Origin of the sequence: Aquirufa sp., from assembly GCF_044342065.1 — a bacterium.
Classification (GTDB): Bacteria; Bacteroidota; Bacteroidia; order Cytophagales; family Spirosomataceae; genus Aquirufa.
On the sequence record NZ_JBIIQN010000003.1, the window covers coordinates 167,144 to 185,702 of the forward strand.

14 protein-coding genes are annotated in these 18,559 nt (G+C 41.2%); 12 read left to right on the top strand and 2 right to left on the bottom strand.

Features of this window, described 5'->3' with window-relative positions:
• Positions 1-28: 28 nt before the first annotated feature.
• Genes ACIQZ2_RS02495 through ACIQZ2_RS02505 form a run of 3 tightly spaced genes read left to right on the top strand, consistent with a single transcriptional unit; the run spans position 29 to position 2,746 of the window.
• Positions 29-1,057, top strand: coding sequence for an endo-1,4-beta-xylanase (locus ACIQZ2_RS02495; protein WP_395767254.1), 1,029 nt, complete (start codon positions 29-31; stop codon positions 1,055-1,057).
• Complete coding sequence (locus tag ACIQZ2_RS02500) at positions 1,047-1,244, top strand: hypothetical protein (RefSeq protein WP_395767255.1); 198 nt, start codon at positions 1,047-1,049, stop codon at positions 1,242-1,244. Before ACIQZ2_RS02495 ends, ACIQZ2_RS02500 begins: the two co-directional genes overlap by 11 nt.
• Complete coding sequence (locus ACIQZ2_RS02505; RefSeq protein WP_395767256.1) at positions 1,241-2,746, top strand: glycoside hydrolase; 1,506 nt, start codon at positions 1,241-1,243, stop codon at positions 2,744-2,746. Before ACIQZ2_RS02500 ends, ACIQZ2_RS02505 begins: the two co-directional genes overlap by 4 nt.
• A 7-nt stretch (positions 2,747-2,753) precedes the next feature.
• Here the strand turns inward: ACIQZ2_RS02505 and ACIQZ2_RS02510 are convergent, their stop codons facing one another.
• Positions 2,754-4,388, bottom strand: a complete 1,635-nt coding sequence (locus tag ACIQZ2_RS02510; protein WP_395767257.1) for a M6 family metalloprotease domain-containing protein — start codon at positions 4,386-4,388, stop codon at positions 2,754-2,756.
• A 185-nt stretch (positions 4,389-4,573) separates the two neighbouring features.
• Here ACIQZ2_RS02510 and ACIQZ2_RS02515 point away from each other — a divergent pair, with 185 nt between their 5' ends.
• The 4 genes from ACIQZ2_RS02515 (at position 4,574) to ACIQZ2_RS02530 (ending at position 10,323) form a co-directional block, all read left to right on the top strand.
• Positions 4,574-5,830 (top strand): NAD(P)/FAD-dependent oxidoreductase, encoded by a 1,257-nt coding sequence (locus ACIQZ2_RS02515; RefSeq protein ID WP_395767258.1) that lies wholly within the window; start codon positions 4,574-4,576, stop codon positions 5,828-5,830.
• 51 nt (positions 5,831-5,881) lie between these two features.
• Positions 5,882-6,541, top strand: a complete 660-nt coding sequence (locus tag ACIQZ2_RS02520) for a hypothetical protein (RefSeq protein ID WP_395767259.1) — start codon at positions 5,882-5,884, stop codon at positions 6,539-6,541.
• A gap of 5 nt (positions 6,542-6,546) precedes the next feature.
• Complete coding sequence (locus tag ACIQZ2_RS02525; protein ID WP_395767260.1) at positions 6,547-8,970, top strand: hypothetical protein; 2,424 nt, start codon at positions 6,547-6,549, stop codon at positions 8,968-8,970.
• An 87-nt stretch (positions 8,971-9,057) separates the two neighbouring features.
• Positions 9,058-10,323 carry an alpha/beta hydrolase-fold protein gene (locus ACIQZ2_RS02530; RefSeq protein ID WP_395767261.1) on the top strand — a complete coding sequence of 422 codons (1,266 nt, stop codon included), beginning with the start codon at positions 9,058-9,060 and terminating at the stop codon, positions 10,321-10,323.
• Between the two features lie 35 nt (positions 10,324-10,358).
• Here the strand turns inward: ACIQZ2_RS02530 and ACIQZ2_RS02535 are convergent, their stop codons facing one another.
• The gene (locus ACIQZ2_RS02535) at positions 10,359-11,585 is read right to left on the bottom strand and encodes an aminotransferase class V-fold PLP-dependent enzyme (RefSeq protein WP_395767262.1); all 1,227 of its coding nucleotides are present in this window, start codon (positions 11,583-11,585) and stop codon (positions 10,359-10,361) included.
• A 333-nt stretch (positions 11,586-11,918) separates the two neighbouring features.
• Here ACIQZ2_RS02535 and ACIQZ2_RS02540 point away from each other — a divergent pair, with 333 nt between their 5' ends.
• The 5 genes from ACIQZ2_RS02540 to ACIQZ2_RS02560 form a co-directional block, all read left to right on the top strand.
• The gene (locus tag ACIQZ2_RS02540; RefSeq protein ID WP_395767263.1) at positions 11,919-13,241 is read left to right on the top strand and encodes a hypothetical protein; all 1,323 of its coding nucleotides are present in this window, start codon (positions 11,919-11,921) and stop codon (positions 13,239-13,241) included.
• A 69-nt stretch (positions 13,242-13,310) separates the two neighbouring features.
• Positions 13,311-13,577 carry a heavy-metal-associated domain-containing protein gene (locus ACIQZ2_RS02545; RefSeq protein ID WP_395767264.1) on the top strand — a complete coding sequence of 89 codons (267 nt, stop codon included), beginning with the start codon at positions 13,311-13,313 and terminating at the stop codon, positions 13,575-13,577.
• A gap of 233 nt (positions 13,578-13,810) precedes the next feature.
• Positions 13,811-15,643, top strand: a complete 1,833-nt coding sequence (locus ACIQZ2_RS02550) for a hypothetical protein (protein WP_395767265.1) — start codon at positions 13,811-13,813, stop codon at positions 15,641-15,643.
• Positions 15,644-15,789: 146 nt separating this feature from the next.
• Complete coding sequence (locus ACIQZ2_RS02555) at positions 15,790-17,193, top strand: PQQ-dependent sugar dehydrogenase (protein WP_395767266.1); 1,404 nt, start codon at positions 15,790-15,792, stop codon at positions 17,191-17,193.
• Between the two features lie 130 nt (positions 17,194-17,323).
• A partial coding sequence (locus ACIQZ2_RS02560) for a TonB-dependent receptor plug domain-containing protein (protein ID WP_395767267.1) occupies positions 17,324-18,559 on the top strand: 1,236 nt, incomplete at its 3' end.

The window sequence follows — 18,559 nt, forward strand, 5'->3', positions numbered from 1 at the left end:
AAAATTGTATCTTCGGAAAACCTATTTTATGAAAAATATACTTTTAGGCCTGCTAATCTGCTTGGGTCAAATTTCGTTTGGTCAGGAATCTTTTCTAACAGACCACTTCCCCTTTCCCATAGGAGCATCACTAAATCCAAGATTATTAGCCGAAAACGAATCCTACGAATACCGTGCAAAAACGGAGTTCAATAGCGTAACTGCTGAAAATCACATGAAAATGATGATGGTACATCCGGAAGCCAATCGCTTTGATTTCAACAAAGGGGATGAAATTGTGAAATTTGCTCAGGCCACGCAAAAACGCATCCATGGCCATACGTTGGTTTGGCATAATCAAGTTCCCAAATGGATGACTGAATTTTCAGGTGATGCACAGGCCTGGGAAAATATGTTGAAAAACCACATACAGGAAGTAGCCAAACATTTCAAGGGCCAAGTCACCGGTTGGGATGTAGTCAACGAAGCCTTCTTAGATGATGGGACCTTGCGCCCATCGATTTGGTCGAAAAATATCCCCGATTACATTGCCAAAAGTTTCCAATGGGCCCATGAGGCTGACCCAAATGCCATCCTATTTTACAATGACTATGGACAAGATGGCAAACCTAAAAAAATGCAAGCCATATTGAATTTGGTGAAAGAGCTTCAAGCACGTCAAATACCTATTCATGGTTTAGGGCTACAGATGCATATCAACATACATTCGAAAAATGAAGAATTAGCCAGCGTCATTCATCAGTCACAAGCAACCGGACTTGCCATTCATTTTTCGGAATTGGATATCGCCGTTAACCCCAAAAATGATTCAACGTTTGTCTATACTGAATCAGCCCAAGAGGCTCAAAAAAATAAATATGAATTCATCTTTCAATCTTACCAAAGCATCCCTAAAAAACAGCAATATGGAATTACCTTCTGGAACGTAGGCGATAAAGATTCTTGGCTTCGCGGGTACTTCAAAAGACCCAAAGAATACCCGCTGCTTTTTGATGAATCTTACCGAAGAAAACCGTTGTATTCCAGCTTACTTAATTTATCAAAAAATGAAAAATAAATCGACAACACGTTGGGTATTACAAGCCACCAGTGGCTTAATCCTGACAGGATCTGGACTTTCGCTTGCCATCGATGCAGGCATTAGCAAATTGCAGGGTGGCGAGTGGTTTTGGTATGGAACCGGAGCGCTCGTGGTCTTTCAAGCTGGATTATGTTTGGTCATCGATTCTACCCGATTTAGATGAAAAAGTACTTTAGCCTTTTTTTAATTTTAGTGAGTTTTGCTTCGAAGGGGCAAGAAATCAAATTCGATACCCAAAAAACCTTTCAGACGATGCATAGCTTTGGGGCTTCCGACTGCTGGTCGATGGCCATGGTAGGGAAATACTATCCTGAAAAGAAAAAAAAGCAAATCGCTGAATGGCTATTTAGTCAGGAAACAGACGCATCAGGTACGCCCAAAGGAATCGGACTTTCGCTATGGCGATTTAATATCGGTGCAGGGAGCTCAGAACAAGCCAATCAAAGTAAAATAAAATCGGAATGGAGGCGAGCCGAATCATTTTTGACAGACGGAAAATATGATTGGACGAAGCAGCAGGGCCAACAGTTTTTCTTGGAAGCAGCAAAGAAATACGGAGTGCCCTATACGTTGGGCTTTTTGAATTCTTCGCCCGTCCAAATGACGCGCAATGGCCTTGCGATTGGGAGTGGAAAATTAGGTGAGTGGAACTTTAATAAAGAAAAAATTGACGCTTGGACATCATTTCTTACCGAGGTATCTACGCATTTTAAATTCACCTATGTAAGTCCATTCAATGAACCCCAGTGGGATTGGGGACCAGATAAATCAGGTGAAGCATCGCAAGAAGGTACACCCATCAATAATTCAGATTTGGCTTGGGCGACGCGAAAACTGGCTGAAAAATTTCAACAATCGAAAATCGAAACGCGCATTATCATTCCGGAAGCAGCGCAACTCAATTATTTAGTTGACCCGAAAAGCAATCGGCCGCAACAAGATGGTCAAATCGAAAGCTTTTTCAAACCCGAATCTTCCAACTACCTAGGGAATCTGACATCTGTAGAACGCGTCATCAGCGGACATAGTTACTTTACTACATCGCCTGAAGATAGACTCTTATCAACCCGTCAAGCGGTAAACGATAAAATCAAAGAAAACAATCTGGCCTTTTGGCAATCGGAATACTGCATTCTCGGAGATAATGCAGGTGAAATTAGGGGAAATGGCGTTGATTTGGGAATGAAAACAGCATTGTATGTCGCTAAGGTTATACATGCCGACTTAACCTATGCGCAGGCAACATCATGGAGCTGGTGGCTAGCCGTCAGCGCCAATGACTTCAAAGATGGATTGATTTATACCTTTAATGGAGAAACAAAAGGGGAAAATGACGCAAATAAGTTTAATGCAGAACTATACGATTCCAAAACACTTTGGGCATTGGGCAATTATTCAAGATTCATTCGTCCGGGTATGAAACGCATAGAAGCGAGCATCAATCAATCCGATTGTTTAATTTCCGGATATACGGACAAGAAAACGGTTGTTTTGGTGATTGTAAATGCAGGGAAAGCCTTTCAGCTTGAACGACTTACGCCGCGGGAAATTAAAACCTATACCACTTCAATTGATCAGAATTTAGCTTATCAGCTCGCTAAAAATGGAGTCATAAATATACCCGAGGCATCGATTATTACCTTGGAATTTACCTATGATAAATAAACTAAATTTATTTGCTTTTTATCTCAACCAGATCACCGTTTGAATCAGAAGAAATACATTTAATCGTATAATTGAGATATGAAATCTCTTGACCTACTGACAAGGGTGCTGATAATTTTCGAATATCGGTTTCGTTAATAGGTAAAACCTTAATCGTTCCCGTTCCCGAGGCGATATTGGTATCTACTACATAAACCAAGGGGCCTTCTTTGCTAATTTTACTGTCATATCCCAGTTTTCGCCTACTCTCAACAACGATAGCTGCTGTTTTGCTAATTGGCATTGTTAACATTTTTATTCCACCAGCTGTTTCTATAGGAGTTAAATAAGCACTATTTACGGTATTGGTACAGACAATTTGATCATCCGAAATCCAGCCTAAAATCCATTTTTCCCAAGCGAACAAATCTTGCCCCGCGCCACTAATCAATCCCATAATACTGAATTCACCTACAAATCGATGCGGATTCCCTTGATATGCATATAAATCAACCAAAGACATATTATGACCAAATTCATGATTAAACCATAGACCTCCCCAAAAATTTAAATCATAACCAGATGTTGCACTGTTCAAAAATTCCCGCCCATCGGCCTTAATTCCCTGACCAGGAAAAGCTGTTAATGCGGGTCCATTTTTCAACTTCGTGGCATCTGGGTTAGCGATAATGATAACTGCATCTGCACCAGAAAAATCGACATCTGGATCCGCAAGTGTGACCGCCTCTTGAATATATTGTTTATGTAAAGCAAAGGTCAAATTATCCCATCCATATTGGCCTGAGCCTTTAGACATTCGATACCATTTATGAATAGGATTAAACTGAATATTCAACTTTCCATAAGATACAGCATTAAAATAATTTTCTCCAGTAGGAGATAAAACCTTAAAAACCTGTTCTGTTGATTTGACCGCAACTGCATCACTAAAATCAACAAAAACAACATTAACCTTGACCGTACCTGTGGAACGCATACGATTAGCAATTCTAGGGAAACCAATACCTACATCTCCGCGCGTCATCATCTCTGGCAACTTACATATCCCGATTGAAATTGGATTTACTGTTTTAAATGATTTAACAGCACTGTATGAGGTACCCGCAGCATTCGTTGCAAAGGCTGCCGCATAATAGGTTTTCCCGCCTAAAAGACCTTTTAAAGATAGCGTAGATTCGCTAACCTTGTTGTCAAGATTTAGCGATTTAAAATCATTGATGGTTGGAACAGGTGATGTACTCCAACAAACACCAGAAGTAACTATTGTGCCACCGCCATTATCAATAATTTTAACTACAAAATCTGCCGACGTACTTGATAAATTCAATGGATTCTCTCCAATCGATACCGTTGGGATGACAGCCTTTTTTTCAAACACCCCAGTAACTTGTTTATCTGCATCCATTGAAAAAGTGATTGGATTTTGTGTACCGGTAATGCTTCCCCGCCATTCTTTGAATATATAATCTGAAGCAGGTGTTGCATTCAACGAAACAGACTGACCACGCTCGTATGAATTACTGGGTGGAGATATCGTGCCGCCATTCGTTGGCATTGCATCGACCGTTAATTTATGCTGGATTATTTCCTTTGAACAGGAAAAAAGCAAGATAAAATTCAGAAAACAAATAAACTTCCGCATTAGCTCAGCATTGATTCAAAACACCAAATTACATTTATTTTAATTTCAATTTTATAGAATTTATTAAACGGCAGTAAGCTATTATAAGATAAAATAATCACATAGAAAATTAAATCAGACAGTCTAAAAGTATGCCCAAAACGAAATAGTCCAACTAAATTTAAATGCGGCTATGAATAAAAAAAATGAAGCTGCCCTGCGTATCTTGCAGCTCATTAGCATCTAGCGCATTGAAAATTACCATCATCGGTGGAGGAGCTGCTGGCTTCTTCGCTGCCATTTCTGCCAAAACCCATTTTCCAGAAGCACACGTTTGCATCTTGGAAAAAACAAGTAAATTCCTTGGCAAAGTGAAAATTTCAGGTGGTGGACGATGCAATGTGACCAATGCAACGTTTAATTCCCGCATGCTTTCTGAACATTATCCACGAGGTGAAAAATTTCTTCGCAAAGCCTTTGAACAATTCAATGCGCAAGACACGGTAGATTGGTTCGAATCACGCGGTGTGGCATTAAAAACCTACCCCGACAACTGCATATTCCCCCTTTCAAATGAATCGCAAAGCATCATCGACTGCTTTCTACATGAGGCCAGAAGCTTGGGCATTGAATTGATTACCAACCAATCCGTAGAAAATATTCGAAAAAAAGATCAAGGTTTTGTCATTGAAACCAACCACGATTTATATCAGACAGACCGCATAATCATTACGGTGGGGGGCCAACCGAAATCTACCTGGTTTACTGCCATCGAGTCTTTTGGTCACAACATCATTTTACCCGTCCCTTCCCTTTTTACCTTCAATATGCCCAAAGAACCCATCAAGGCGCTGATGGGTCTCGTAGTCGAAAAAGCACGTGTTCGCATCGAAGGACAAAAGCTTTTAGGAGTCGGTCCACTCCTCATCACACACTGGGGTATGAGTGGTCCAGCCATCTTACAGCTTTCCGCCTGGGGTGCTCGGGTTCTGGCTGAAAAAGAATATGTATTTTCAATACTTGTCAACTGGCTGGATGAGACTAAAGAAGAGGTCCTTCGTCAAGAATTCATCCACATACAAAAAATACACGGAGCCAAGATGATTCAAAATCATAACCCATTCCCAATTCCGAATCGATTATGGTTTTATCTGTTAGAGAAAAACGAAATCAAACTAGAGGCCCGCTGGCACGATTTGGTAGGCAAAAATGCCAATAAACTTATTAATACGCTCATCAATGATCGCTATGAGGTACAAGGAAAAACAACCTTTAAAGAAGAATTTGTGACGGCTGGCGGTATCGATCTCGCGGAAATAGACGTAAATACGATGGAAAGTAAATTGAGCCCTGGACTATTCTTTGCAGGTGAAGTGATGGACATCGATGGCATCACCGGAGGCTTTAATTTTCAAGCAGCTTGGACAACAGGCTACATAGCCGGAAAATCCTCAGGCCAATAAGTACTTGCCTTAAAGTTTTTTTGTATCTTCGTTAAACGTTATAACACTTTCATGCGCATACTTTTTATCTTGCTCGCTAGCCTGTTTATTCAGCAAGCGTACGCTCAAGAATTGGTATTTGAAGTTGGCGGAAATGCCACCAAATACCAATACCAAAATCTCAACGGCACTATAGTTGATTACCTAAATCCTGCCTCCGGTCTACACGCCCAATTAAAACGTGAAAATGTCCTTTTAAAGGTTTCCAAACTATTTGGATCAAGCGACATTGACGACAAACCCCTTTTCATTCCCACGGTAAAATATGCCTTCGGATTTACCTACAATCAATACAACAGCGTAGGAAGTACACAAGGTATAGCATTAAGTTACAATACAGACCATTTAGGAATAATCGGTGAATTAGGCCCTGAAATACCCATCAACCAAGCCATTTCCTTGGATATAAAAGGTATCGTTTCAGTAGCCAAAATGTGGAATGGAAACCAGCTAATTGGCAATCAATACCTGCCATTAGATGAGCAAACCCAATTTTCGAAAATCCGTATTTACGGAGGATATTCGATAGCATTGGTACATCACCTAAGTAAATTTGTTAGTGGTTTTGTAAAATTCCAAGCCTTAAGTTCTGTTAAAGAGCCCGATTATCCAGTCAATCATTTACGTTTAATGCCCAACACCCTATCGATAGGTGTTAAAATCAATCCATAATGAGCATGAAGTCAACATATCTACATATTCTTGTATTGTCTCTTTTGGCTTATGCTGGTTTAGGCCAAACCAAAAGTTTAAATTATCAAGCTGTTATTCTTAATCCGAACCCATTAGACGTACCCGGAAATACCATTTCAAACCTTCCTTACGGCTCCAGCGATGTATGCGTTAAATTTAGCTTATTGAGCAAAACAGGGCTGTTGGAATACCAAGAAGTTCAATGTACCAAAACGGATACTTATGGACTGGTCAACTTGAATATTGGAACAGGAAATACCGCAGGCGCTTCTGCATTTACTACACCAGGAAAATTCAGTTCGTTTGACGCTGTGTTGTGGGATGCAAATCCCAAAAGACTCAAAGTAGACGTCAGTTTCGATAAAGGAAAAACATTCACCACGGTTAGCACACAAGCACTAAACTATTCTGCTTACGCATTGTACGCTGAGAGTGTTGAATACCAAAACGTTCGCTCAGCACCCACGAAATTATCTCAATTTACAGACGATATTCAAGTTGTTAAAATCAAGGATCTCGATCCATTAAAATCCGACATCTCCAAAAACAAAGAGGATATTCAAACCATTTTAGCCACAAATTCACAAACCACTTCACAAGTTGCCGTAATCAATCAATCCATTCGCGATATCAATCTTTTAAACGACATTCAGAATCGTCGTTTAGACCAGTTAGTAACGCAAAATAATGAGTTTAGTACAGTCATTACGAATTTGAATTTCACCTACGAAAGACTTCAAAACAAATCATCTGCCACGAACCTTGGTGGTGCAAATGCAACGGATGGTTTCTACCCTAGTCAACGGGCGGTTAAAGCCTACGTGGATGCACAAACTACACCTAACGCCACTACCAGTATTGCTGGTAAACTTATTTTGGCAGGTGATTTAGCGGGTACCTTTTTCGCACCTACTGTTCCGGCGTTAACGACGAAAGAGAATACGGCAAACAAAAGTACTGCGGCAAATTTGGGCGCGGCAAACGCTAGTGATGTTTTATTCCCAAGCCAAAAAGCCGTAAAAACCTACATCGATGCCCAGACTACACCGGAAGCAACGACCTTGATTCAAGGTAAAATTCAACTGGCGGGAGATTTAGCCGGTACAGCCTCCGCACCTACCGTTCCGGCCTTGGCCTTGAAAGAGAATTTGGCGAATAAATCAATCGCCACCAACTTAGGTGCTGCCACTTCAAGTGATGAGCTATATCCATCGCAAAAAGCGGTTAAAACCTACATCGATGCACAAACAACACCGGATGCCACAACCTTAATTTTAGGTAAAGTCCAGCTAGCTGGAGATTTATCAGGCACAGCAGCAGCGCCTACCGTTCCTGCGTTAGCAACAAAAGAGAACACCGCGAATAAAAGCATTGCGACCGATTTAGGCGCAGCCAATTCAAGTGATATCCTCTTCCCAACTCAAAAAGCAGTTAAAACCTACATCGACGCGCAAACAACACCGAATGCCACAACCGTTCAATTAGGAAAAATTCAATTAGCAGGCGACTTGTCGGGGACAGCCACGGCACCAACCGTACCAGGCTTATCAACCAAAGAGAATTTGGCAAATCGAAGCACTGCAGTCAACCTCGGGGCTGCTGCACCAAGTGACACTTTATACCCCACACAGCGTGCGGTTAAAACGTATGTAGACGCTCAAACAACGCCAAATGCCACCACAACGCTATTGGGTAAGATTCAATTGGCAGGAGATTTAAGCGGAACTGCTACAGTCCCGCGTCTTGCGGCCAATGCAGTGAAATTTGCAAATTTGGCAGATAGCACAGTCACAACATCCAAAATAGTAGATGCCAATGTAACGGATGCCAAAATTGTTTCCATGCAGTCATCTAAATTAATTGGAAATATTGGGGTTGCTAATGGAGGAACAGGTGTAAGTACATTAACGGGATTGGTGCGAGGCAATGGAACGGGAGCCTTTACCCCTGCCACCTATGGTAGCTTTTATGATCTAACGAATCAAATAGCCGCAGCAGCAGATTCTGCTACGGCCATGCAATTAAATACTACTGATTTCGCATCAGGCGTTTCTGTGCAAAACAATAGCCAGTTAAGATTTACCAGTGGCGGAATCTATAATATTCATTTCTCAGCTCAAATAGACCGTAACGCCGGAACAGCCGCTCAAAGATTAAAAATTTGGTTACGCAAAAATGGAGTCAATGTGCCTGCATCAGCAACTGAACTAATCGTTTCGGGTGGAGTAGGAACGACGGCAAGCGTTGCCTCATGGAATTTCTTTCAAAACTTAAATGCAACCGATCAAATAGAAATTATGTGGAGCGTTACAAATCCCCAAGTATTTCTTGCCTTTTCGCCAGCCACTTCGACACCCTCCAGGCCAGCAATTCCGTCACTCATCGTCACGGTAAATCAAGCCTTTTAACAGATGGCCCGCATTAGCGGGCTATTTTTTTGAATCATAGGTAATTAAACACTATCATTGCTGATAATTTATATAAACCTATTACACATGAAAAAACTTATCATTGCTTTCTTTTTAGGCCTAATTAGCCTGAATGGATTTTCCAAACCCACAGGTACCTATAAAATCGTCGTAGAAGGATTTGACTGGGGTGCAGCTGTGAACAAAGTCATCCTAAATTTATCCGATACTACTTCCAAAGTAAACCCTGCTGAATACCAAGTTTTTGCATCCAGAAAATCAGCCATAGGACCAATCAATGATGAACAAAACAAGCGGGATGTCATTACGGCTTATATTTCTGACGAACAAGGAAATCGGGTTAAAACGGGCAAAAACATTACCTTGGTTTTGGCTGTGGGTCCGCAATTGACCATCTCCTCTCCCATTCAATATTTCAGAGGGAAAGGAAATGTTTGGGTGGATTATTCCATCATGGTGCTACATACGAAAAGCCAACAAATTTGGGACAGCCCTAGCGGAAAAATCATGCCTTTGGTAGATCAATTCGACTTGACAAAAAAATTCACGTATAACGATAAACTGACGATGTCCTACGCGACATTCACACCCAAAGAAAGCCGAGAAAAAGCTCCACTTATTATTTGGCTGCATGGCGGAGGAGAAGGTGGAACAGATCCTACGATTCCTTTACTGGGCAATAAAGCGGCTAATTATGCCTCAGCAGCGATTCAGTCCATTTTCGACGGGGCCTATGTATTATCACCGCAATGCCCAGGTGCTTGGATGCACAATGCGCAAGGGGTGGGAACTCAAGGAAAAGACAACGATGTATACAATGAAGGCTTAATGGCCTTAATTAAGGATTACGTGAAAGCTAATCCGAAAATTGACGCCAACCGCATTTATGTGGGCGGATGTTCAAACGGTGGATATATGGCCTTGAAATTGATTTTGTTGTACCCGGATTATTTTGCAGCAGGTTATATCAGTGCGCTCGCCTATCGCTCAGAATATATTGCAGATGCTGATATTCAGAAAATCAAACAGGTACCGATTTGGTTTGTGCATTCCAAAGATGATATGACAACTATTCCAAAATTGACCGTTGAGCCCGTATTCGATCGTCTTCGTGCAGCAGGTGCGAAGAATGTTCACTTTACATACTATGACCACGTAAATGATATCACGAATTTCTATGGAGGAAATGGCTATCAATACAACGGGCACTGGTCATGGGTATACCTTCATGAAAACTTACCTCGGACTGATTTAGATGGTTCTCCCGTGCGTATTAACGGAAAACCCGTTAGCATCATGGAATGGATGGCCGCTCAGAAAAAAGGGAAATAAAACAAGCAGAGGCAGTTCGAAAGAGCTGCCTTTTTTTATGCCAAAGCTTTTAATGCCCGTACCAACTGATCCAATTCTGCGATGCTCGTGAAGACATTTGGCGTGATCCGACAGCCATGAACGTCATTCCCATCGATGGCAACGGTGTATATGTTGAACTCATCCAAAAGCCTTTTGGCTAATTCCGCCGGCTTCAGTTTGGAGATCCCCACATTGGCAATCGCTCCATGGCGCGTAGGGTCAGCTGGGGTGTTCACATTAATTCCCGGTATATTTCGCACTTGTGATGTCCAGTATTGTTGGAGATATCGCAAACGAGCCTCCTTGCGCGCAGGTCCCAATTGGCGATAAAAATGAACCGCATCCTTTATCGCCAAATGCGCATGCACAGGATTTGTTCCTAAGTGATTCAGGCGCTCGATGCCTTTGGCTGAACTTTCGTTTTCTGCAAATACAGGCCAAATTTTATTGACATGTTCCGGTTTGACATACAGCATCCCTACGCCTAATGGAACGGCAAGCCACTTATGTAGACTCGCACCGTAATAATCACAATGCAAGTCGAGTAAATTGAATTCAATGTGCGCCACGGCATGCGCGCCATCGACCATGACTTCGACGCCTTTGGCATGGGCCATGTCACAAATTTTACGGATGGGCAGAATTTGCCCTGTGATATTCACCATGTGGCAGACCATAAGCAATTTGGTCTTTGGCGTAATGGCACGCGCGTACAGGTTGACAATTTCCTCGTCATTGGCGGGGTGCATGGGCAAAGAAAGTTTCTTCAATACGACCCCATGCCTCCGCGCTACTTGGTCAAACATATCTTGCATCGCACCATAATCCTGAATGGCAAAAACGGCCTCATCCCCGGATTGCCAAGGATATCCACCGATGATCATATCCAATGATTCAGTTGTGTTTCGCGTTAAAATCAAATCATCCGGTGGACATTGGACAATATCTGCCACGAGTTGGCTCATCGCCTTTCGATCCGAAAATTGCGCGGTGCGCATGTAATAAGCACCCTGGTAATTGATCTCACGAATATGTTTGAAGTGATTTTCAAGGGTTTCTTCCGGGAGAATATTATAATACCCATTCTCAAGGTTAATATAATCTGGTTTCAACCGATAGGCGCTTCGTACTTGCGCCCAAAAGGTTTCATCATCCGCAGCAGCGGGTTGGCGAAGTAAATTTACCAGCGACGGTGTGAGGCTAAGTCCGAGTGTTGATTTGAGAAATTGGCGTTTGTTCATGAATTAGGAGACTAAACGAGTAACCAAGTTACTATTTTAAATAAAAGTTCTTATTAATCCTAAAGCCTTTCTTGGTATTCGCCCACTAGAAAAAATTACCTCGCGAACTACCTAGTTGCCCCTTGCACTATACGGGAAAAACAAATCTACATGTATATCAAAATCCCTTACCTATACTGTCAACATAATTTTTCAATGGCCACATGCAAAATAAGATGTATATTCTCATATTCCCGATAAATCCCTGTCGATTTTAGTATCGCAGTAAATTCATCACCACTGAAATCTTAATAATTCATTGATTTTCCTAATTTGCAACATAATTGAATTAGCGTGCATAAATTAGTTCGAATCTTCATACTTACCTTGTTGGTTGGTTTGTCAATCACCAGCACAGCGCTCGATCGTTTCATTGATTGGCTCCCACCTCATTCTTCATTGCGCTATCGGATTAATTTAAATTCTCGCCAACTAGAAAAAGAGACAAATAGTGAACAGTGGGAAATCCAAAGGGCGGTTTTGATAGATGACCGAGATATCGAACTACTATCCGCAAAGATTTCGCATTCAAATTATTTTATTTTACCAAATCAAAAAGTTAGGTTTTTGATACAAGGCACGGGGTTGGTTTATGATTTTGACTTTGCCACATCTGAATTTAAACGCATAGATCGAACGGTTCACAGTGGTTATAATTTCAATGCTACCCGATTTTACCGAAATAATGTCCTTTACTCCATTGGTGGCGAAGGTTTTTGGAATTATAACAAACACATTACCTATTTTGATGATAAATCAACCAAAGAATGGGAAATTTTGCGTCCCAAAAACAAGGGGCCAGAGATGATTTCGGATGGATTTCAAGGTTATTCTATGCATGATGACGCCTTTTATTCAGGCGGCTCAAATAATAAAAACTTCTTAGAAGATGAAAAAATAGACTATTTAAGGGTATTTCAACGCTTCAATTTCAAAAATAAAACGTGGGAAATACTAGGCAATATTTCAACTAAAATTCCACTTGCCGAGCACCGGACAATCTATTGGAACGGTACCCATTTTGTTCAAATGGCACGCGATCGCATCTTCATTATTGATCCTGTCAAAAACGCGATATATCAATACAAAGATAATGGGGTCTATTTTGAGGGGGGAGGTAACCATTTCATCAGTGATGACACCATCAAATATTTTCACTATTCCGATCGAGGAACCCTTTCCATTATTCCGGTCAATAGCCTCTTAAAAAAATCCGTCTACCTAGGAGAATTCTATCAAGTAGACTACACGAAATACTACCTAAGTGGAATCCTTGCGTTAATCGTACTCGCATTAGGCTATTGGATTTACCAGAAAAAAAGCAAATTAGAACCAAGCTTTGACCCCTTGGAAAGAAAATTACTAAAAGCCTTGCTGGAAGCAGGTGAAAACTTCATACCAACAAACGATTTGAATGAAATCCTGGAATGCGGAAACAAGTCACAAGAAAACCAACGCCGGATACGCTTCATGACCATCAAACAGGTTAATGAGAAGTTGGCCTATTACTACAACATCAAAAATGCCATCGAACGCTCGGCCTACACAGAAGACAAGCGCCTAATAAACTATCGATTAAAGAAAGGGGTTAAAGAAAAAATCAAAGCCATTTTATAATACATGACATTCATAACGTCCTGCGCAATTTCCCTTCGTTAGCTTTGAATAAACCAATCAAAGACCAACATGGAAACCCTTGAACTTTTAGTTGAAAACATCAAATGTGGTGGCTGCATGAGCGGCATCAAAAATGCACTTTTGGCATTTCTAGGCGTTAAATCCGTGGAAATAAATTTTGAGGAGGAAAAAATCACGATTCAAGGTGAAAAATTAGATCGCACAGCCTACTTAAAAAAAGTGGATGGCATGGGATATCCTGAAAAAGGGAACAATACTTTATTGAAGGAAGCCAAATCCTATGTGAGTTGCGCGATAGGGAAAGTGACAGCCTAGAAAAAAAGCCTCACTAAATATCAGTGAGGCTTTAAAATAATCCTAGTTCTAATTTTTCCATGTAACAAAGTGGGAACTCGAAAGTTGCCCCATTGCCCATACTGAATTATTATACGGCAATTTACAAATTTTTCAATTTATACTTACACCACTCTGGCAGGACAGTTTCCTTAATCCCAAGATTTTTGCTTAATATTACCGCAAAATATCCTTGACTTTGGGTCATTGGTAAAATGCGGAGCTTCAATTTAATAAACCTATACGTTTTAATTTTTTCTCTTTTCTTTTTTGCCAACTGCAAAAAAGAGGAGCTTCCTATCGCTCCCAATGTTCAAACAAAGGAAGCCATAAATCCGCGAGCAACCTCCGTAACCTTACAAGGTTATAATGGCTCTGAAGATTTATTGGGTATCACGGAACGGGGCTTTTTTTATGCCGATCATAATAAACCCGCCGAACTGCTTAAACAAAAAGTGACAGCAAGTCCAGGTAATGGAGACTTTGCAGCACTCGTAACTGGACTGACTGCTGAAACACTTTATTCGTTCGTTGCCTACGCAAAAAATTCAGAAACCACCACCCTAGGGCTAACCAAAACGTTTTTAACACGCGAATATACCCTACCTGAAGTAAGTACTGATAAAATAAAAAATGTCTACATCACATCCTGTCAGGTGGCCGGAATTGTAGGATATGATGGAGGAAAACTCGTCACGGAACGAGGATTCTGCTACAGCATTAAACCTAACCCCACCATTCAAGATAATCGCGTAACGGCCGGAAAAGGTGAAGGTCCGTTTGATAATTTTCTAAATGGGCTCAACGAAAACACAACATACTACGTAAAAGCTTATGCCATTAATAGCTTAGGCGTTTCTTATGGAGAAGAATTAAGTTTCACTACTTTCAATTACAGTCCCCCCATCGTGGGTAGTATCCATGTCAGAGACATTACCAACACCACAGCCAATTTCCAAGGCGAGGTTTTTGACACGGGTGGTGGAGACATAACCGAACGAGGATTTTTACTTTGTAGTAGCGCAGAAGATTTAACCGGTTGCCAAAAGTTCAATATCTCCGGTGGTGTAGGTGCCTATAGACTTGTCATTACCAACCTGAAGACGAGTGTCACCTATTACATGCGCGCTTTTGCAACGAATAAAAAAGGGACAGCTTATGGGGCAGCTATTGCTTTTACAACGGGTGAATATACCAACGCATCTGTAAAAACGGTTTCAGTTACCTCCATTACCACTAATTCCGCTGTGCTAACCGGGAATGTCATCAATGAAGGAAACACCCCCGTTACTGAAAAAGGATTTTGCGTGAGTATTATTCCAAATCCAACAATCAACAACCTTAAATTCCCGGTGGCCATCGGAAAAGGGCCCTACACCTATTTCCTGGGGACACTTTCTGAAAATAAAACCTATTACATCGTTGCCTATGCCATCAACAATAAAGGTGTCAGTTATGGAGACCAAATCAAATTTACTACGTTATCAAGCACTCCTGTAATTCCACCTGATCCGGCAAACCCCAACCCCAGCGTACCTGTCATTACCAACTTGAAAATAGGCGAATTTCATCAAGGAGGAATCATCACTTACTTCTTTAAAGAAGGGGATCCTGGTTATGTTCGGGGAGAACAGCATGGATTCGTAGTTAGTCCAGAAGATATCAGCACATCAACTTTCTGGGGATGTCCAGGATTATCCATTACCAGAGCCCGCGCCGAATATATCGGTGCAGGTAAAGCAAATTCTGCCGAAATTGTCCGCATGTGTGGTACGCTAAATTCTGCCGCAAGACTCTGCGCTAATTATATTTATGGCGGTTACTCCGATTGGTTTTTACCAAGCAAAGACGAACTAAATCAAATTTATCTTCAAGCTGACAAAATTGGCGGAATCGATAAAACCGACCTATACTGGTCCTCTACGGAATATCAAGGTAAAACGATTACAGACCAAAATATCGCTTGGTTGCAGTTATTCATCGACGGCAGCTATCGCGAAGCGCGTAAAAACGAACTTTACCGCGTAAGGGCTATTCATTATTTCTAGGTCGGTCATACAAACCGCAAGAACATATACCCCAGGGCTTTAACCTGGTGAGTTTCAGAATGAATTATCTTGCATGAATCCCTAGGCTGAAGTCCTAGGGAATTAAAAACTTTCCTTAACTTTGAAACACCTTATACTAAACCTCTATGAAAAAAAGAATACTCTTCTTCGCCTTACTCTCCATCAGTGCCATTTCAATCATGTCACTGCGTAAAAGCCCTACTAAACAAGTTGCCATCGACGGACCTGCAGAGAAAACCTATACACAATATTGCGCCTCTTGTCACGGTGAGAAAGTGGAAGCCTTTGTAGATCGGCAATGGAAACACGGTAATAAAAAAGAACAAATTCTTGCTAGCATCACGCATGGCTATCCAGAATTAGGTATGCCTACTTGGAAAGAAGTTCTTTCAGCGCAAGAAATCGAAAAATTAGCAGACCTAATCGTTGAGAATCTAGCCGGCGTAGAGCAATATAAATTTGCCAATAAACCCTCCAGCAACATCTTTAAATCCGATGGCATGACGATCCAGTTGGATACCATCGCAAAAGGATTAGATAGTCCTTGGGGTTTTGCTCAGCTCCCTAACCTTGATTATTTAATTACAGACCGTTCAGGTAAATTGTATTTGGTAGATCAAAAACAAAATAAAACACCTATCTCAGGAATACCTGCAGTGATGTCCAAAGGACAAGGCGGTTTGTTGGACATCACCCTACATCCAGATTTCGAACAAAATGGTTGGGTTTATATGTCTTATTCAAAATTCAGAACTGAAAACGGACAAACCGAAACAACGACAGCTATCGTACGTGGTAAAATCAAAAACAACCAATGGGTTGAATCACAAGAAATTTTTGAAGCAAAGCCTTATACCAAAACATTCCACCACTTTGGATCTCGTTTGGCCTTTGATAAAAAAGGATTCTTATTCTTCAGTGTAGGCGAACGTGGCATGGAAAAAGTCTTCCCGCAAGGTTTAGATAATGACAACGGAAAAATTCACCGCATCAAAGATGATGGTGGCATTCCAGCAGATAATCCTTTTGCAAAAAGTGCGAATCCAACAGTTTACTCCTATGGCCAACGTAACCCACAAGGATTGACTCTAAACCCAAGCACGGGTGCTATCTGGGAAACCGAGCACGGCCCTCGCGGTGGTGATGAAATCAACATCATCCAAGCAGGTAAAAACTACGGTTGGCCTGTCATCTCTTACGGTATCAACTACGACGGCAAGCCCATCACAGCTATCTCGAAAAAAGATGGCATGGAGCAACCGATTAGCTATTGGATTCCATCGATTGCGCCTTCAGGCTTGACTTTTGTGGTTGGGGATAAATACCCAGCTTGGAAAGGTAATCTGATGGTGGGTTCATTGCGGTTCAACTACCTGAATCGTTGTGAGGTGAAAAACAACAAGGTCGTTAAACAAGAAAAAGTATTGGTCAACTTAGGCCGCATGCGAAATGTGGAACAGGGAGTTGATGGTTTCTTGTACGTAGGAACCGAAAATCCAGGCATGGTCTTCCGACTAAGACCTTTATAATCTTTCAAAAAAGCCTGATTCGTTCAGGCTTTTTTTTTGGCCACTCATCCCATTTTGGTTGGCGATACAACGCATTTAAAGGAATTTGCATCTTGATTTTTTCATTAATGCCTTTATTCAATCCGCCTACATGCGTTTAATACTTTTACTACTATTTATTTCGAGTACCATTTTTGCTCAAAATTCTTTGCAGTTTCAATTGCAGGATGCCAACAAACAAGCCCTCCCCTTCGCGAGTGCCCTACTAAAGAAATTACCCGATTCTAGCTTATATAAGGGTTTTTTAACCGATGAAAATGGATTAGGCAAGCTCAATAAAATCCCAGCGGGTAACTATGTTTTGCAAATTCAAAATACGGGATTTATTACCCAAAAAATTGCGTTGGCAAGTATTAACGAAACGTCCAACTTGGACTTGGGAATCCTGACCATGTTAAGTCTTTCGAAAGAATTAGCCGAAGTTGAAGTTCGCGCAACAAAACCACTCATCGAAAAAAAGCTGGATAAGACGATTGTCAACGTGGAGAATTCTGCCATGGCAGCAGGTAATACGACCATGGAAGTACTTGAGCGGGCACCTGGGGTAATCGTGGATAAAGATGGTAACATTTCCCTACGTGGCAAATCAGGAGCAAGCGTTATGATCGATGGGAAGATTTCCTATTTGGCAGGAAGTGATTTGGCGAATTACTTACGCAATTTACCTGCTGATCAAATTTCCACCTTGGAAATTATGACAAACCCTTCTTCCAGATACGATGCGGCCGGAACGGGAGGAATTATCAATATTACACTGAAGAAAAATGCCAACATCGGAATGAATGGTTCCGCGAATGCAACCGCGGCTCAAGGATACTTTTTCCGACAGGCATTGGGTGGCAACTTGAATTACCGAAACAACGGTTGGAATTGGTTTGGTAACGCCTCGTTAGGTAACCGACCAAGTATGGAACGGAATTATTTATTACGGAAGTTTACGGCCCAGCAAGAAAATTGGGAACAAAGTTTTCTATATGCCAACCAGAATAAAAATGCGCAAATAAAAGGGGGCGTTGACTGGTATTATTCTCCCAAAACAACATTTGGAATATTACTATCTGGCGGATACAATTATACGACACAGAACAATGGCTTAAACCAAACGGTACAAATGAATAGCCAAAATGAGGTTTTATCACGTTTAGACACCTATAACAGTTTAGATAATCCATTTTTTAATTACGCCTCGAACTTCAATTTTAAGCATAGTTTTGACTCGACAGGTCGGGAGTTAACCATTGACATCGATCACGCAAGATTCATCGTTGAAAATCAGAATAATTATCGTTCACGTTATGTGAATCCACTTTACTTACCTATCAAACCC

What these genes read in the sequence shown, in the direction of transcription:
- ACIQZ2_RS02505 (WP_395767256.1), top strand. Translation starts at nt 1,241, where the DNA reads ATGAAAAAGTACTTTAGCCTTTTTTTAATTTTAGTGAGTTTTGCTTCG.
- ACIQZ2_RS02535 (WP_395767262.1), bottom strand. Translation starts at nt 11,585, where the DNA reads ATGAACAAACGCCAATTTCTCAAATCAACACTCGGACTTAGCCTCACA.
- ACIQZ2_RS02495 (WP_395767254.1), top strand. Translation starts at nt 29, where the DNA reads ATGAAAAATATACTTTTAGGCCTGCTAATCTGCTTGGGTCAAATTTCG.
- ACIQZ2_RS02530 (WP_395767261.1), top strand. Translation starts at nt 9,058, where the DNA reads ATGAAAAAACTTATCATTGCTTTCTTTTTAGGCCTAATTAGCCTGAAT.
- ACIQZ2_RS02510 (WP_395767257.1), bottom strand. Translation starts at nt 4,388, where the DNA reads ATGCGGAAGTTTATTTGTTTTCTGAATTTTATCTTGCTTTTTTCCTGT.
- ACIQZ2_RS02500 (WP_395767255.1), top strand. Translation starts at nt 1,047, where the DNA reads ATGAAAAATAAATCGACAACACGTTGGGTATTACAAGCCACCAGTGGC.
- ACIQZ2_RS02515 (WP_395767258.1), top strand. Translation starts at nt 4,574, where the DNA reads ATGAAGCTGCCCTGCGTATCTTGCAGCTCATTAGCATCTAGCGCATTG.
- ACIQZ2_RS02545 (WP_395767264.1), top strand. Translation starts at nt 13,311, where the DNA reads ATGGAAACCCTTGAACTTTTAGTTGAAAACATCAAATGTGGTGGCTGC.
- ACIQZ2_RS02525 (WP_395767260.1), top strand. Translation starts at nt 6,547, where the DNA reads ATGAAGTCAACATATCTACATATTCTTGTATTGTCTCTTTTGGCTTAT.
- ACIQZ2_RS02520 (WP_395767259.1), top strand. Translation starts at nt 5,882, where the DNA reads ATGCGCATACTTTTTATCTTGCTCGCTAGCCTGTTTATTCAGCAAGCG.
- ACIQZ2_RS02550 (WP_395767265.1), top strand. Translation starts at nt 13,811, where the DNA reads ATGCGGAGCTTCAATTTAATAAACCTATACGTTTTAATTTTTTCTCTT.
- ACIQZ2_RS02555 (WP_395767266.1), top strand. Translation starts at nt 15,790, where the DNA reads ATGAAAAAAAGAATACTCTTCTTCGCCTTACTCTCCATCAGTGCCATT.